This is a genomic window from Streptomyces paradoxus (assembly GCF_014202475.1).
GTDB classification, from domain to species: domain Bacteria; phylum Actinomycetota; class Actinomycetes; order Streptomycetales; family Streptomycetaceae; genus Streptomyces; species Streptomyces paradoxus.
Map to the genome: position 1 here is coordinate 196,512 of NZ_JACHGV010000007.1, position 15,941 is coordinate 212,452.

Below are 15,941 nucleotides of genomic sequence, written 5' to 3' on the forward strand. Positions count from 1 at the left end.
TCGAATACGGCATGGCCGTCGTCCGGGCCGCGGCCCCGACGCCCTGGCCGTCGCCCGAGCCCACCGCACCCCGGCCCCATCCGCAGGCACGGGTTCATCAGGCGCCGGACGCCCGCGCCGGTCCACCGGACCGGGCGGGTGCGGGTGCCGCCGGCGTGTGGTCAGCGGCGTTTGCCGGTCGGTACCACGTAGCGGGTGAAGAGGAGTTCGCGGATCACGTCGTCCCCGCCCTCCACCAGGCCCACGTACCGCAGGTCGCGGACCAGCTTCCCGATGGGGTGCTCGTGGGTGTAGCCGAGCCCGCCGAACATCTCGGACCCGATGGTGGCCACCTGCCAGCCGGCCTGGCCGCAGTACATCTTCGCGGCCAGGGCGGAGCGCAGCGTGCCCACCCGGTACAGGGCCCCGGCGGCGTCGCCGCCGGCCAGATAGCCGTCGAACTCCTCGGCGGCCGAGCGGCACTGGTTGCGCATGACGTCGATCAGCATCTCGATCTGGCCGAGCTTTCCGGCGAACACCGCGTTGCGTGCGAGCGGGGCGCCGTGCACCCGTTTGGACGCCGCGTACTCCATGGCCAGGTCGCGCACGCGGCGGGCCATGCCGATGGCGGTTGCGGCGATGAGGATGCGGCTGGCGTTCAGCCCGATCTCCAGCAGCCGCAGACCGTTGCCGGGCAGACGGTGGTCGGCCGGAACGGCGCAGTCGCGCAGCGCGACCCGGTAGGTGGCCGAGCCGCGCATGCCGACCATGTTCCAGCGCTGGGTCAGTTCCACGCCCTCGGTGTGCCGGGGCACCAGGATCACGCCGAAGTCGGCCTCGTCGGCGGCGTCCCGGGCGACGACGAGCAGCAGGTCGGCGGCGTCGGTGTTGGTGGAGAAGTACTTGTCGCCGGTGACGACGACGCTGTCCCCGGCGCGGCGGCAGGTGGTCGTGATGCGCCCGAGTTCGCTGCCGGCCTCCTCCTCGCTGGCGAGGATGCCGAGGACGCCGCCGTCCCGGGCCAGGCGTTCCAGGTGCGGCCTGGTCAGGGCGTCGGCGCCGGAGAGCTGGAGCATGGTCGTGCCCAGCACGGACAGGAAGGAGCCGAAGGCGAAGCCGGCGTCTCCGTAGGACAGTTCCGAGACGATGTCCACGCTGTCCCGCAGCGAGACTCCCGGGCCGCCGTACTCGGCCGGGATCCACCAGTTGGCCAGCCCGGCCTCGGCCAGGCGGACCGAGGCCGGGGTGGGGACGGGCGGGAGGGTGTCGAAGTGATCCGTCGCCGGCAGCACCTCGGCGTGCACGAACGTCCGTACCCGTTCCAGGATGTCGGCGGCCCGCGCCCCCGTGCCGGGAGACGCGGGGTGGACCGATGCGGGTGCGGCCACGGTCATGCGGCCTGCGTCAGGCGGCGGTTGAAGACGTCGAGGAAGTCCTTGGGCGTCTCGAGGCCGGAGGCGTCGTCGTCCCCGAGCTTGACCTGGTAGTGCTGTTCGAGGGCGCTCGTCGTGGCGATGACGGCCAGCGAGTCGAAGCCCAGGTCGGCGAGGGGCGCGTCGAGGATGTCGCCGGACAGGTCGATGGTCTCGTCCTCGCCGACGGCACGCAGCAGGAATCCCTTGAGTTCGTCGATGGTCAGCTCGGCCATGGGGTTCTCCTCGGGTGTGGTTCTCGGGTGGTGTGGTGCTGCACGGGACGGTCGGGTCAGCGGGCTTCGGCGAAGGCGCGGGCCCGGGCCAGGGTGGCCCGGCTGTTGGAGCTCAGGGAGTGCTGTACGGCGTCCCGCGCGGCCTGGAGGGTGGCCGGGGGCGTGGGGAGGGCGGCGATGCCGTCGGGGTCCAGGAGCACCTGATGGCGGGCGGTCACCCGGACCGTGCCGTCGGCGGCGTCCTCCACGAGCCACTCGCCGTTGTGCGCCCGCAGCACGGGGGGAAGCCTGGTCTGCTTGTAGACGATCTGCCGCTGGGGCACGCAGACCCGGCCGGAGACGGTGGTGTGCACGGAACCGTCCGGGGCGCGGGTGTCCATCTCCATGTACTGGAGGCCCGTGACGTTCTCCCGCAGGTCCAGCCGGACGACGTGGTCGAGCCGGTCCGGCCATTTCGCCGCGTCGTAGAGGAAGTCGTAGACGTCCCCCGCCGAGCCGGTGATCACCTCGGTGTCGGAGAAGTCCAGCAGGAGGTCGTCCTCGGTCCCGGCCCGCTCGGCCGCCAGACGCAGATGGTCCAGTTCCGAGACGCTGTTGGTCTCGACGGCCGCCGCGATGCGGGCCAGTGCCGCCGGGTCGTCGCCGACGGCCCGGTAGTGGTGGTCGAGGACCACCGTGCAGGCCTTGTCGCCGCGCGCGCGGACCTCCCACCTGCCGCCCATCGCGGCCACCGGATCGGCGGGCTCGGTCTGCTCGAAGCGCACGCTGCGCGCGGCGGGGTCCAGTCGGCGCCGGGATTCCCAGGTGCGGACCTCGCCGTGGGCCACGGCCCAGATGCGGATGTGTTCGTCGCTGTCGTCGCCCCGCGTCCGTTCGGCGCGCACGGTGGGCGGGAAGTACAGCGGCCACAGGCGCACGTCGGAGACGACGCGGTACACGGCGTCCGCCGGTGCCTCGATGTCGATCCGGTGCGTCACCTGCGTCGGCTCGGTGTCGCTCATGACGGGCTCTCTCCTCACCATCGGGTGTGGTCGGGCGCGGTGGGGCGGCGGGTTCACGCGGTCGTCTCCGGTGCGGTGCCGGGGTGTTCGCCGCTCCCTGCGGCACGCATGTACGCCGCGAGCGCCTCGGGCGTGGGGTTGTCGAGGACCGCCTCGGCCGGCATCCGCAGGCCGGTGGCCGCGTTGAGCCGGTTGCGCAGGTCCACGCTGAGCAGCGAGTCGAAGCCCAGTTCCTTGAAGGTGTCCGTGGGTCGCACCGTCACGGCCTCGGTGTAGCCGAGGACTTCGGCGGCCTGGGCGCACACCATCCCCACGAGGGTTTCCTTGTCGGGGCCCGAGGGACGGGCCGTCCGGGGTGCGCCGGTCTCGGCGGCCGGGGTCGCCGGGCCGGGCCGGGGGATGTCCCGCAGTCCCCGGAAGAGGGCGGCGGCGCGGGTGCCGGGGCGGATCCGCTCGGGCACGGGGCTGAAGGCGGTCACCGCGGGCCGGGGTGACGCCATGGCCTCGTCCAGCAGCCGCAGCGCGCTCCCGGTCGTCATGGGCGCGATGCCGATGGCCGCGAGAGCGGTCACGTCCGCGTCCGTCAGATGGGCGGTCATGCCCGTGCGGTCCTCCCAGAGCCCCCAGGCCACGGAGGTCGCGGCCAGCCCCTGGGTCCTGCGGTGGTGGGCGAGGGCGTCGAGGAAGGCGTTGGCGGCCGCGTAGTTGGCCTGGCCCGGTCCGCCGATCACCCCCACCGCGGAGGAGAACAGCACGAACGCCGACAGGTCGAGGTCGCGGGTGAGTTCGTGCAGGTGCCAGGCGGCGTGCGCCTTGGGCGCCAGCACCGCCCGCATACGGGCCGGTGTCATCCCGCCGATCAGTCCGTCGTCGAGCACGCCGGCGGTGTGGAAGACGCTTCCGGGGGCGTACTCGGCGATCACCTTGGCGAGCGCGTTCCGGTCGGTGACGTCGCAGACCAGGACGTGCGCGGTGGCCCCCAGCGCGGCGCAGTCCGCGACCAGTTCGGGGGCGCCGGGAGCGGCGGGTCCGCGGCGGCTGAGCAGCACGATCTCACGGGCGCCGTACGCCGTGACGAGATGGCGGGTCAGGACGGCGCCCAGGCCGTCGGCGCCGCCGGTGACGAGGACGGGGCGGCCGGTGTCGAGGGTCCGGGGCATGCTGAGGGCGAGCTTGCCGTGCTGTTTGGCCCGGCTGAGCATCCGCAGCGGCCGCTGTCCCGCGCGCACGTCCCAGGTGCGCAGCGGCAGATGGACCAGGGCCCCGTCGCGGAAGAGCGCGATGAGCTCGTCCAGCACCTCGCCGATCCGCTCGGGGGCGACGCCCAGGATGTTGTACGCCTGGTAGGTCACTCCGGGGTACTGCTCCTGGATCCGGCCCGTGTCCCTGATGTCCGTCTTGCCCATCTCGGCGAATCGTCCGCCGGGGGCGAGCAGGCGCAGGGAGGCGTCGACGGCCTCGTTGGCCAGGGAGTTGAGGACGATGTCCACGCCCCGGCCGGCGGTCGCCTCGCGGAACTCGTGCTCGAAGGCGAGCGAGCGCGAGGAGGCGATGTGGTCGTCGGGCACGCCCCACTCGCGCAGGATGCCGTGCTTCGCGGGGCCCGCGGTGGCGAACACGTCGGCGCCGAAATGGCGGGCGAGCTGGAGGGCGGCGAGGCCCACCCCGCCGGTGGCGGTGTGGACGAGCACCGACTCCCCCGGCCGGACGGCGGCGACGTCCACCAGGCACTGGTAGGCGGTGATGAAGACGATGGGGACGCTCGCGGCCTGCGCGTCGCTCCAGCCGTCGGGAACGCGCCGGACCATCCGCTCGTCGGCCACGGCGACCGGTCCGAGGGAGCGTTCGAAGACGCCGAAGATCCGGTCCCCGACCGCGACCCGGGTGACCTCGGCCCCGACCTCCGTGACCACTCCGGCGCCCTCACTGCCCATGGTCTTCTCGGAGGCGACCAGCCCCAGTCCCACGGCGATGTCCCGGAAGTTGAGGCCCGCCGCCCGCACCTCGACGCGGATCTCCCGGGCACCGAGAGGCAGGGTGGCCTCCGGGTGCGGGACCAGCGCCAGGTTGTCCAGCGTGCCCTTGGCCGTGACGTCGAGTCGCCAGGCAGCGTGACCTTCCGGCACGGGCAGGCCCTGGTCGTCCGCCGGCCGCAGCCTCGGCACGTGGACCCGGCCCTGGCGGATCGCCGTCTCGGGCTCCTCCAGGGCGAGGGCCGTGGGCAGGGCGGCCACGGAGGCCGGGTCGTCGTCGATGTCGACCAGCTGGAAGGCTCCGGGGTGTTCGGCCTGCGCCGCCCTCACCAGTCCGCCGACGGCGGCGGCGGCCAGGCCCGGCAGGGTTTCACCGCCGGTGACGTCCAGCGCCCGGCGGGTCACCACGGCGAGGCGGGACCGGGTGAACCGGTCGTCGCCGAGCCACTGCTGGAGCAGGTCCGCGACCTCTCCCGTCAGCCGCTCCACGGTGGCGGGCAGCGCGTCGTCGGCCGGCCGCGGCACCTCCGGGTGGACGACGAGGACCGGCGGAACCGTGGCCGGCAGCGTCTCCAGACCCGGGAAGTCACGCCCGGCCCCCAGGCCGGGGGCCGCGAGGGTCGCCCAGTCCGGCAGCGGAGGCAGGTCGTCCACGGCCGCCTGCTCCCAGGCCAGTTCCAGGCTCGTGGCCCCGTCGTCCGGGCCGGGGGTGCCGGTCAGGGGCCGCAGGACGAGCGAGCCCACCGTGGCGACCGGCCGTCCCTGTTCGTCCGTGCAGGACACCGTGAGCCCTGTCTCGCCGGTCGTCGTGCGCACCCTGAGCGTGCGCGCCGTGGAGGGCGCCAGGGTGACGTCCCGCCAGGTGAAGGGGACGTTCAGGTCGTCGCCGGTGCCGAGGAGCGCGGCGTGCAGGGCCACGTCGAGCAGGGCCGGGTGCGCGGTGGGGTACGGGCCGCCGGGCGTGTCCTGGCCGAGGCTCACCTCGGCGTACGTCTCCGGCCCGCGCGTCCAGGCGCGTCGCAGGCCCCGGAAGGCGGGCCCGTAGTGGTAGCCGCGCCGGGCCAGCCTGTCGTAGGCCCGGTCCGGTTCCACGGGTTCGGCGTCCGCCGGCGGCCAGGGGGTGGTGTGCGGTGGCTCGGGGACCGCGCCGCCGGCAGGGGCGAGGACGGCGGTGGCGTGCTCGGTCCAGGCGGTCCCGTCCGGGGCGCGGCCGTGCAGCGAGGCGGCGCGGCGGCCCGACGCGTCGGCGGGCTCCAGCATCACGCGGATCTCCACGGAGCCCCGCTCCGGGACGGGCAGCGGCAGCCCGACGGTGAGCTCCTCGATCCGCGGGCAGCCGACGGCGCTTCCCGCCTCCGCGGCCAGGGACAGCAGGGCGGTGGCCGGGACCAGTGCGGTGTCCCGTACGACGTGATCGGTCAGCCAGGGCTGCCGGGCGGCGTCGAAGGCGGCCGCCAGGACGGTCCGGCCGTCCGGCAGGGACACGGGCCCTCCGGCGGGGGCTCCCGTCGCCGGGGCGGCCGGCGGGGCGCCGGTGACCCAGTACCTGCTGCGGCTGAAGACGAAGCCCGGCAGCTCGATGCGGCGGCCGGCGGGCTGGACGGAGGAGAGGTCGGCCGGCACCCCGGAGGCCTCGGCCGCGGCGGCCGAGGCGAGGAACTGGCTGAGCCCGGTCCCCCGGCGGATCGAGCCGATGACCGTGCCGCGCACCCCGGCGGCGTCGAGGATGTCGGTCAGGGCCATGGTGAGGACGGGGTGGGGGCTGATCTCCAGGAACGTGCGGTGCCTGCGCGCCACGAGCCGTTCCACCGCGGTCCGGAAGCGCACGGTGCCGCGCAGGTTGTCGTACCAGTAGGAGGCGTCCAGCACCGTGGGGTCGACGGCCTCGCCGGCCAGGGTGGAGTACACGGGTACGGCGGAGGGGCGCGGGAGGACGCCCGTCAGCTGCCGGGCGAGCGGTTCCCTGAGCACCTCGACGGCCTCGGTGTGGGAGGCGTAGTCGACGTCGATGCGGCGGGCGTCGACGCCCTTGCGCACGCACTCGGTGAGCAGCGCGGCGAGCGCGCCCTGGGGTCCGGCGACGACGGTGGCCCGGGGGCCGTTGAGAGCCGCGATGCCGATGCCGGCGGCACCGTCCACCGCTGCGAGGAGGTCCCGGGTCTCGTCGGCGGCCAGCGGCAGGGAGACCATGCCTCCGGTGCCGGCCAGGCTGTGCAGGGCCTTGCTGCGCAGGGCCACGATGCGGCAGGCGTCGGCGAGGCTCAGCGCACCGGCCACGTGCGCGGCGGCGATCTCGCCCTGGGAGTGGCCGACGACGGCCGCCGGGCGGACGCCCACGCTCTCCCACAGCCGCGCCAGCGACACCATCACGGCGAACAGCGCGGGCTGGACGACGTCCACCCGTTCGAGCGCCTCCCCGCGCAGCGCGTCCTGGAGCTGCCATCCGCAGTAGGGCAGCAGCGCTTCGGCGCACGCGGCCATGCTGTCGCGGAAGACCTGGGACTCCTCGCCCAGCGCGAGTCCCATCTCCCGCCACTGCGAGCCCTGTCCGGGGAAGACGAAGACCGGGCCGGTGGAGTCGCGCCTCGCCTCGCCGCCGAGCACGGCCGGGGACCGGTAGGTGCCCGGGACGGCCGGGACGGTGTCGCCGCGGGCGAGCCTGCCGAGCCCGGCGGAGAGGTCCTGTGCCGTGTCGGCGATCACCGCGGCGCGGTGGGTGAAGCGGGTGCGGCCGCGCAGCACGTGGGCGACGTCCTGCGGAGCCGTGCCGGGAGCCCGGGTCAGGAAGTCGGCCAGGGCGGACGCCTGCAGGCGCAGCGACTCCGGGTTCGGAGCGGACAGCTGCCACACGAAGGGCCCTTCGGCGGCGCCGGCCCCGGTCGCGGGCTCGGCGTCGCCTTCTTCCAGGACGAGGTGGGCGTTGGTGCCGCTGATGCCGAAGGAGGACACGGCGGCCCGCCGGGGCCGCTCGCCACGCGGCCAGGGCCGTTCCTCGGTGAGGAGGGCGAGGCCGCTGTTCTCCCAGTCGACGTGCGGGCTGGGGCGGTCGGCGTGGAGGGTGGCGGGGAGGACCCCGGCCCGCAGGGCCTGGACCATCTTGATCACGCCACCGACCCCGGCGGCGGCCTGGGTGTGTCCCAGGTTGGACTTCAGGGAGCCCAGCCACAGCGGGGACCCACCGGTGCGCTCTTGGCCGTAGGCCGCCGCCAGGGCGCGCGCCTCGATGGGGTCGCCGAGCGGTGTTCCGGTGCCGTGCGCCTCGACGGCGTCGACGTCGTCGGGCCGCAGGCCGGCCGCGCGCAGGGCGCGGTCGATGACGTCCCGCTGGGCGGTCATGTTCGGGGCGGTGAGTCCGTTGCTCGCGCCGTCCTGGTTGACGGCGCTGCCGCGGATCACGGCGAGGACCCGGTGGCCCCGGGCGACCGCGTCGGGCAGGCGTTCCAGCAGGAGCAGGCCGGCACCCTCCGACCACGCGGTGCCGTCCGCGTCGGCGGAGAAGGACTTGCACCGCCCGTCCGGTGAAAGGCCGCCCTGCCGGCTGAAGTCGATGAACATGCCCGGGGTGGGCATCACCGCGACGCCGCCGGCCAGAGCCATGTCGCATTCCCCCTGGCGCAGTGACTGCGCGGCCAGGTGCAGGGCGACCAGTGACGAGGAGCAGGCCGTGTCCACGGTGATGGCGGGGCCGCGCAGCCCGAACCAGTAGGCGATGCGGCCCGAGGCCACGCTCGGGGTGCTGCCGGTGATGCGGTAGCCGCCGGCGCCCTGGTTGTCCTCGTGCAGCCGCGGCCCGTACTCCTGCGCCATGGCGCCGACGAAGACACCGACGTCGGCTCCGGCGAGCGCATCGCGGGCGAGTCCGGCCCGTTCGAAGGTCTCCCAGGCCACTTCCAGGAGCACGCGCTGCTGCGGGTCCATGCCGGCCGCCTCGCGCGGGGCGATGCCGAAGAACTTGGCGTCGAACAGGTCCGCGTCGTGCAGGAATCCGCCGTGCCGCGTACTGGACGGGGCGGTCGCGCCGGAGGTGTCGTCGGCCGCCGCGGGATCCCAGCCGCGGTTGCCGGGGAACTCGGTGATCGCGTCGCCGCGTGACGCCACGAGGCGCCACAGGTCGTCGGGGGTCGTGACGCCCCCGGGGTAGCGACAGCCCATGGACACGATCGCGATCGCGTCCTGCTCGCCGTGCGGAGAAGCCGGTTCGCGGTTCATGTGTGCAGCAGGCCTTTCGGTCAGAGCGGCGTGTCCGCGCGGAACGCCTCGATCAGAGAGGCGGGGGTGGGCTGGTCGAAGAGCAGCGTGGTCGGCAGGGAGCGGCCGGTGATCCTGGCGAGGGTGGTGCGCAGGGCCACGGCCATGCGGGAGTCCAGCCCCAGCTCGCTGAAGGAGCGGCCCACGTCGAGGTCGGCGTCCGGGCCGAGTCCGAGGGCCTTGAGCGTGCAGGTCACCACGAGGTCGAAGGGGTCCCCGCTCCACGGCGGGGCGGCCGCCCCGGCCGGTGGCGGCGCCGGCTGGTCGGCGGTGTCGAGCCAGTGGCGCCGCCGCTGGAACGGGTACAGCGGGAGGTCGACGCGCCGGGCGGGTCCGCCGAGCACGGGCTCCCAGCGCACGGGCAGGCCGAACACATGGGCTGAGGCGGCGGTCTCGGCGAGGCCCGCGGCCTCGTCCCGCGTGGCCATCGGGGCGCTGAAGCGTTCCGTGCCGTGGCCGACGGTCTCCGCGGCGAGGGTGGTCAGCGCCCTGCCCGGCCCGATCTCGAGGAAGAACCGTGCTCCGAGCCCGTGCGCCGTGGTGAGCGCGGGGCCGAACCGCACGGGGGCGCACACATGGTGGACCCAGTAGCCGGGGTCGGCGAACCGGTGGGGTTCCACCAGTTCGCCGGTGACGGTGGAGACGATCGGCGGGCCGTCCGGGAGGTTCCAGGTGAGGCCTTCGGCGACGGACCGCAGCCCTTCCTGGACGGGGGCCATGAGCGGGGAGTGCCCGGCCACGGAGACCCGGAGCCGGCGGGTGCGGCGGCCCCGGTCCTCGAAGTGGGCGGCCGCCTTGAGCGTGGCGCCTTCCTCGCCGGACAGGACGATGGACCGGGGGCCGTTGACGGCGGCGATCCCGACGAGCCCCGGGGCCCGGTCCACCACCTGGCGTGCCTCGTCCTCCTCGGCCTGCACGGCCACCATGGCGCCGCCCGGCGGCAGTTCGCCGATCAGCCGGGCCCGGTGTGCGACCAGGGTGGCCGCGTCCTCCAGGGACAGCGCACCCGTCAGGTGGGCCACCGCGATCTCGCCGAGCGAGTGGCCGACCAGCAGGTCGGGCACGATGCCGAAGGACTCCAGCAGCCGGTACAGCGCGACCTCGACGGCGAACAGGGCGGGCTGCGCGTGTTCGGTGCGGTCCACCTCCTGGCGCTGCCACATGGCGTCGGCGAGGTCGGCGCCCAGCACCGGTTCGAGCCGGGCGCACACCTCGTCGAAGGCCTGGGCGAACACCGGGAACTCCTTGTGGAGGCCCTGCCCCATGCCGAGGCGTTGCGCGCCCTGTCCGGCGAACAGGAAGGCGGTGCGGCCCTCTCCGGGCGTCCCCTGGACGAGGCCCCTCTCGCCGTCGTCGGGCGAGCCGTCCGCCAGGGCGCGCAGCCGCTGTGCCAGTTCGTTCCGGTCCGAGGCGATCACGCCGGCGCGGTGGGCGAACGCGGTGCGGGCCGTCGCGGCCGTCCAGGCCAGGTCGGTGAGCGCGAGCGGCCGGCTCGGGTCGCCGACCGCGTCGGCCAGGTCGCGGGCCCGGCTCCTGAGGGCCTCGGGCGTCGGGCCGGACAGGACGACGGGCACGGCCGAGACGGGAGCGCCCGGTTCCACGGGACCGGGCGGGACCGGTGACTCGCCCAGCACCACATGGCAGTTGGTGCCGCCGAGGCCGAAGGAGGAGACTCCGGCGATGCGCGGCATGTCCTGCGCGGGCCAGTCCCGGCTCCGCGCGCACACCCGCATGCCCAGTGCCCGGAGGTCGATGGCCGGATTGGCGGTCCGGAAGTTGAGGCTGGCCGGGAGCTGACGGTGGAACAGGGCGAGGGCGGTCTTGATGAACCCGGCGATGCCGGCGGCGGCCTCCAGGTGCCCGATGTTGGTCTTGACCGAGCCGACCAGCAGCGGCCGGTCGTCCGGGCGTCCGTGGCCGAGGACACCGCCGAGCGCCGCGGCCTCGACGGGGTCGCCCAACGCCGTCCCGGTTCCGTGCAGTTCCACGTAGCCGACCTCGGCGGGGGTGACACCGGCCTGCCGGCAGGCCGCGGCGAGAACCTCGCGCTGGGCGGCCTCGCTGGGCGCGGTCAGCGCCGTCCGGGCGCCGTCGCTGTTCATCGCCCCGCCCAGCAGGGTGCAGTAGACGCGGTCGCCGTCCGCCAGGGCCCGGTCCAGGGGTTTGAGGACCACGACACCGGCACCTTCGCCGCGGACGATGCCGTCGGCCCGGGCGTCGAAGGTGTGGCAGCGGCCCCGGGGCGACAGTGCGCCCAGCGCCTCCACCACCTCGTCGCCCTCGGGCGTGAGGTTGAGCTGCACACCGCCCACCACCGCCGCGGCGCACTCTCCGCGGCGCAGGGCGAGAACGGCCTGGTGCAGGGCGGCCAGGGACGAGGACTGGCCGGTGTCGACGACGAGACTCGGGCCGGTGAAACCGTAGAAGTGGGAGAGCCGGTTGGCCAGGAAGGTCCGGCCGGTGCCGGTCATCGTGTAGGTGGAGGGCAGCCCGGCGCCGGCGCGGCTGAGGAACGCGTATTCGTCGGAGCCGGCGCCGACGAAGACGCCCACGGGCCCGGGCGACAGGTCGCGCGGGGTGGTGCGGGCGTCCTCCACCGCGTGCCAGGTGAGTTCGAGGAGCAGCCGCTGCTGCGGGTCGAGCGCGGCCGCCTCGGGGGCGGGCACGCCGAAGAAACCGGCGTCGAACAGGTCGACGTCCGGCAGGTAGCCGCCGGGGCGGCGGCCCGCGCGGCTGCCGGTGCCCGAGGCGATGGCCTCCTCACCCGCCAGCAACAGCCGCCAGAACGCCGCGAGTCCGTCCGCTCCGGGGAACCGGCACGCCATGCCCACGACGGCCACCGGGGCGTCGTCCGCCCCGGCCGTGGGCGGTCCCGGGCGAGGGGACCGCGCGGCCTTCGGGCTCCGGTCGGTGTCGCGTGCGGGGCTCATGGCTTCCTCCCTGTCTCTGCGGGCGTGGGCGGGGGCGGGCCGGCCACGGCCCCGGCGGGTACGGCCGGACCGGAGAGCACGCACCAGGCCTGTTCCACGGACCGGATGTCGGCCTCGTCGCCCCGGGCACGATCGGGCAGCAGGGTCAGGACGGCGCTGTGCCCGCCGGCGATCGCGCGCTGCCGCCTGGCGAGGGTCGCCAGGCTGTTGCCCGGCCCCGCCTCGACGAGGAGGCATCCGGGATGCTCGTCGAGCACGGTCGTCAGGGTCGGTGCGAAGTGGACGGTCTCGGCGGGCTGACGGGCCCAGAACTCCGGGTCGCGGGCCCGGTCCGCGTCGAGCCGGCCGCGGGTGTAGGCCGAGTAGAGGGGCAGCCGCGGCGGCGCCAGCCGCACGGCGTGCCAGGCGGGCAGCGAGGCGTCCACGGCGGGCTGGACGACGGGACTGTGGAAGGCCTGGCGGGCGCGGACGTCCTGGCAGACCAGTCCGCGCCCGGTGAGGACGCGTGCCGCTTCGTCCAGCGGTGCGCGCTCGCCCGCCAGCAGCAACTGGCGGGCGGCGTTCACCGCGGCCAGGTGCACGGTGGGGCCCAGGACGTCGGCGACGTCGTCGGCCGAGGCGGCGACCGCGAGCATCCCGCCGGGCGGGGTGTCGGCGAACAGGGCCATGCGGTCGCGCATCAGCCGCATGCCGTCGGCGAATTCGAGGACGCCGGCGAGGGTCGCGGCGACCAGCTCGCCCACGCTGTGGCCGAACAGCGCCGCGGGACGCAGCCCCTGCTCCAGCAGCATGCGGCCCAGGGCGTGCCCCACGGCGTAGAGCAGCGGCTGCGCCACGGTCACGTCGTCGTACTCGGGTGCCGGTGTGGGCGCGAGCCACTGCTCCCGCAGGTGTGCGCCATCCGGTCCGAGGAGCCGGAACGCCTCGTCCATCCAGGCCGTGAACGTCTCGTCGTGCCCGTGGAGTCCGGCCGCCATCCTCGGGTGCTGCGCGCCCTGACCGGCGAACATCAGGACGACGGGCCTGGCCCGCCCTGCCGTGTCCGGCATCTCCACCCCTTTCCTCGTGTCGACCAGACGGTCATCCCCGGGGGTCGAGGCGCGCCGGAGGACCGTTCGAACCTCGGTGATCCGTCCCGGCTCGAGCCTGCTTCGACACCGCGGACCGACACTCCCCCCTCGGCGGCGGACCACCGCCGCGGGTCCGAGTGACACACGGGGGAGGACTGTGGACATCGCGGACGTGTACGTGTCCGGGGTCGGGCTGCATCTGGCGCGGCGCATGCCCGTCGGCGAGGTCGTCGACAGGGGCATCGCCGACCTGCGGACGGTCCGGCGTACGGGGATGCGTTCGGTGTGCGTCGGGGAGTGGTCGGGGCCGGAGATGGCCGTGGAGGCCGCGCGGGCAGCCCTGCGGGGGTCCGGGCGGGTGCCGTCCGACATCGGGCTGGTCCTGCACGCAGGCACCTGGTTCCAGGGGCACGACCTGTGGGCGCCGGCCTCCTACGTGCAGCGCGAGGCGGTGGGCAACAGCTGTCTGTCCCTGGAGGTCGGGCAGTTGTCCAACGGCGGCATGGCGGCGATGGAACTGGCCGTGGCCTGGCTGCGGTCGGACACCGGCGCGGGACCGCGCAGCGCGCTGATCACCACCGGGGACCGCTTCTGCCTGCCGGGGTTCGACCGGTGGCACACCGACCCCGGAACGGTGTGCGGCGACGGCGGGACCGCGCTCGTGCTGTCGCGGGGCGGGGGGTTCGCCCGGCTGCGCAGCCTGGTGACGGTGTCCGACCCGGCTCTGGAGGCGATGGGCCGCGACGGCGACGGCTTCGCCCCGGCGCCCCTGGCCGCCCGCGCGCCGATCAGCGTCGCGGCGTCGCGGGAGCGGCTGGTCAAGGAGACCGGGCTGACCCGGTTGCTGGAGCGGCTTCAGCGGGGGCAGCGGGCCGCCTTCGACCGGGCGCTGCACGAGGCCGGCACCAAGGCGTCCGACGTCGCCTGGTTCGTCCTGCCGAACCTCGGACGCCCCAAGATGGACGCACAGTTCTTCCAGGTGCTGGACATCGATCCGGAGCGTACGACGTGGTCCTGGGGTTCGGGGGTCGGTCACCTGGGAGCCGGTGACCCTTTCGCCGGCCTCGCCCGGCTGACGGGCACCGGGGCCCTGCGCCCGGGGCAGTTCTGCGCGTTGATCAGCGCGGGCGGCGGCTTCGCCTGGTCGGTCGCCGTCCTGGAGGTGATCGAGGAGCCTCCGCCCGCACCGCGCTTCGACGAGTGAGCGGGGCGTTGCCGTCCGGGGCGGCGAGCGCGTCCGGGGCGTCGGCCACGATCCCCGGGGCCCTGCCACCACCGGCATGGCCCGGCGCCGCGCCCCAGGCCCCTGCCATCACCGGCGATGCGCCACTCTCCCGAGTACCGGTCCGACCACCGAAGCGCCGCGCCGCCCCATCCGGTGGCCCCAGCCACCACCGGCAAGGCCACACCACACCCCCGAGTACCCGTCCGACCACCGAAGCGCCACGCCGTCCCGACCCAGTGGTTCCAGCCACCGCCGGCGGAGGGGCGCGCGCCACCCGGCCGCGAGGCCACCACCCGCCGGTCATCCACCGTCCTTCCACGCCGATTCCAGTGACCGACCCGAGGCTGTGAGCCGATCACCGCATGCCCCGCCGACACGGAGGCCCTCCGACGACATGACGACCAGTCACCTCTCACCGGACGCCCTGAACGGGTTCCGCGGCCGGCGACCCACCTGGTCGCCCTCGCCCTCGGGCGACGGCAGTGAACAGTGCACCGTCGAGGTGCCGCTCGACTACGCCCGGCCCGACGGGCCGCTGATCTCCCTGGCGCTGACCCGGATACGGGCCAAGGACCCGGCCCGGCGCCGGGGCATCCTGCTCGCACTCAACGGCGGCCCCGGAGGCTACTTCGGCCTGGGCCGCGGCTTCCCGGCGGTCCTGTCCCGCACCCGCCTGCCCGAGGTGTACGACCTGATCGGGTTCGACCCCCGCGGCACCGGCGCGTCGACACCGCTGACCAGCGAGATCATCCCGCCCAAGGCGCCGTTCGACTCGCGGCTGCCCGATGCGGAGTTCCCGCTGCTCGCCGAGGACGCCCGGATCCGCGAAGCGGGCAACCAGCGGCTGGGCGGCGAGGCCCGCCGCCACCACAACACCCCGAACACCGCACGGGACATGGACGTGATCCGGCAGGTGCTGGGCGAGGAGAGGCTCAGCTTCGTCGGCTACACCTACGGCACCTACCTGGGCGCGGTCTACGGCGCCCTGTTCCCCGAGCGGCTGGACCGCTGTGTCCTGGACTCCTGTGTGCACCCGGACTGGTCCTGGCGGGAGCAGTTCATGGCGCAGGGCCGGGCCAACCGGGCCAATGTCGAGGTGTGGGCGGCGTGGGCGGCCGAACGCAACGGGGTGTTCCGGCTCGGTGATTCCCGGGAGGCGGTGCTGTCGGCCGTGGAGGACGCCGCGCGGAACACCGCCGAGCAGGCCGGCACCCTCCTGCGCACCCTCTTCGACGGCGCCATGGGATCCCGCTCGGCGAACCGGGCCCGCTGGGCCGAACTCGGTCACCTGGTGAACGAGTTGCGCACCGGAGACGCCGCGGTGGCCGGCCGGTGGCTGTCCGACGAGCGGGTGTGGCCCCCGGCCGAGACGGAGGGCACCACGCGGTGCGGTGTGCTGGACGCGGTCACCCTGGAGAAGGACTGGCCCGCCGGCCTCGAGGTCTACTACGAGGACATGCGCGTGTTCCGCGAGAACTACCCCTACGGGTACGGCATGTTGCGGGCCGCCCCGTGGGTGGGCGCCTTCCGGGCCTTCACTCCCCCGCAGCCGCCGGTGAAGCCGACCGGCGAGGGCCTGTCCCCCGGTCTGGTCGTGCACGCCGACGGCGACCCGACCGACCACTACGAGGGCGGGGCCGCGATGGCCGAGCGGCTCGGCTACCGGCTGATCACCGTGGCCGACTCCGGCCAGCACGAGATCTACGGGCTCAGCGGCAATGCCGCGGTGGACGCCCTGGTCGACGCGTACCTCGTCGACGGCGTCGTGCCCGAGGACACCGTGTGCGCGAGCACGGTGCTCCGCCCCGACCTCCCCTCCGACGACACGTCCGGGGCCACCGGCCGCGCCTGACCCGGACCGGGTCCG

At 74.8% G+C, this 15,941-nt stretch carries 8 protein-coding genes and 1 pseudogene; 2 read left to right on the forward strand and 7 right to left on the reverse strand.

The window, feature by feature from the left end; genetic code table 11:
* Nucleotides 1–161 precede the first annotated feature (161 nt).
* From HNR57_RS23520 to HNR57_RS23545, 7 genes and pseudogenes are all read right to left on the reverse strand, one after another.
* On the reverse strand, nt 162–1,373 hold the full coding sequence (locus tag HNR57_RS23520; protein ID WP_184562546.1) for an acyl-CoA dehydrogenase family protein: 1,212 nt from the start codon (nt 1,371–1,373) through the stop codon (nt 162–164).
* Nucleotides 1,370–1,627, reverse strand: coding sequence for an acyl carrier protein (locus HNR57_RS23525; RefSeq protein ID WP_184562548.1), 258 nt, complete (start codon nt 1,625–1,627; stop codon nt 1,370–1,372). Before HNR57_RS23525 ends, HNR57_RS23520 begins: the two co-directional genes overlap by 4 nt.
* Before the next feature lie 56 nt (nt 1,628–1,683).
* Nucleotides 1,684–2,628: an aromatase/cyclase gene (locus tag HNR57_RS23530; RefSeq protein WP_184562550.1), complete on the reverse strand. Its 945-nt coding sequence runs from the start codon at nt 2,626–2,628 to the stop codon at nt 1,684–1,686.
* Between the two features lie 53 nt (nt 2,629–2,681).
* Complete coding sequence (locus tag HNR57_RS41070; protein ID WP_446696904.1) at nt 2,682–6,224, reverse strand: SDR family NAD(P)-dependent oxidoreductase; 3,543 nt, start codon at nt 6,222–6,224, stop codon at nt 2,682–2,684.
* Nucleotides 6,225–6,281: 57 nt separating this feature from the next.
* Nucleotides 6,282–8,834: pseudogene (locus tag HNR57_RS41075) on the reverse strand (type I polyketide synthase); the annotation flags it as partial.
* Entirely contained in the window at nt 8,831–11,779 is a 2,949-nt protein-coding gene (locus HNR57_RS23540; protein WP_184562554.1) for a type I polyketide synthase, read from the reverse strand. The pseudogene HNR57_RS41075 and the gene HNR57_RS23540, both read right to left, overlap by 4 nt.
* The gene (locus HNR57_RS23545; protein WP_184562556.1) at nt 11,776–12,828 is read right to left on the reverse strand and encodes an acyltransferase domain-containing protein; all 1,053 of its coding nucleotides are present in this window, start codon (nt 12,826–12,828) and stop codon (nt 11,776–11,778) included. The genes HNR57_RS23540 and HNR57_RS23545 overlap by 4 nt, the downstream gene beginning before the upstream one ends.
* Before the next feature lie 178 nt (nt 12,829–13,006).
* On the opposite strand from HNR57_RS23545, the gene HNR57_RS23550 reads away from it, so the two are divergent.
* Both HNR57_RS23550 and HNR57_RS23555 read left to right on the forward strand, forming a co-directional pair.
* A complete protein-coding gene (locus HNR57_RS23550; protein WP_184562558.1) occupies nt 13,007–14,053 on the forward strand; it encodes a ketoacyl-ACP synthase III family protein in 1,047 nt (348 codons plus the stop codon).
* A 415-nt stretch (nt 14,054–14,468) separates the two neighbouring features.
* Nucleotides 14,469–15,926: an alpha/beta fold hydrolase gene (locus HNR57_RS23555; protein WP_184562560.1), complete on the forward strand. Its 1,458-nt coding sequence runs from the start codon at nt 14,469–14,471 to the stop codon at nt 15,924–15,926.
* Nucleotides 15,927–15,941 lie beyond the last annotated feature (15 nt).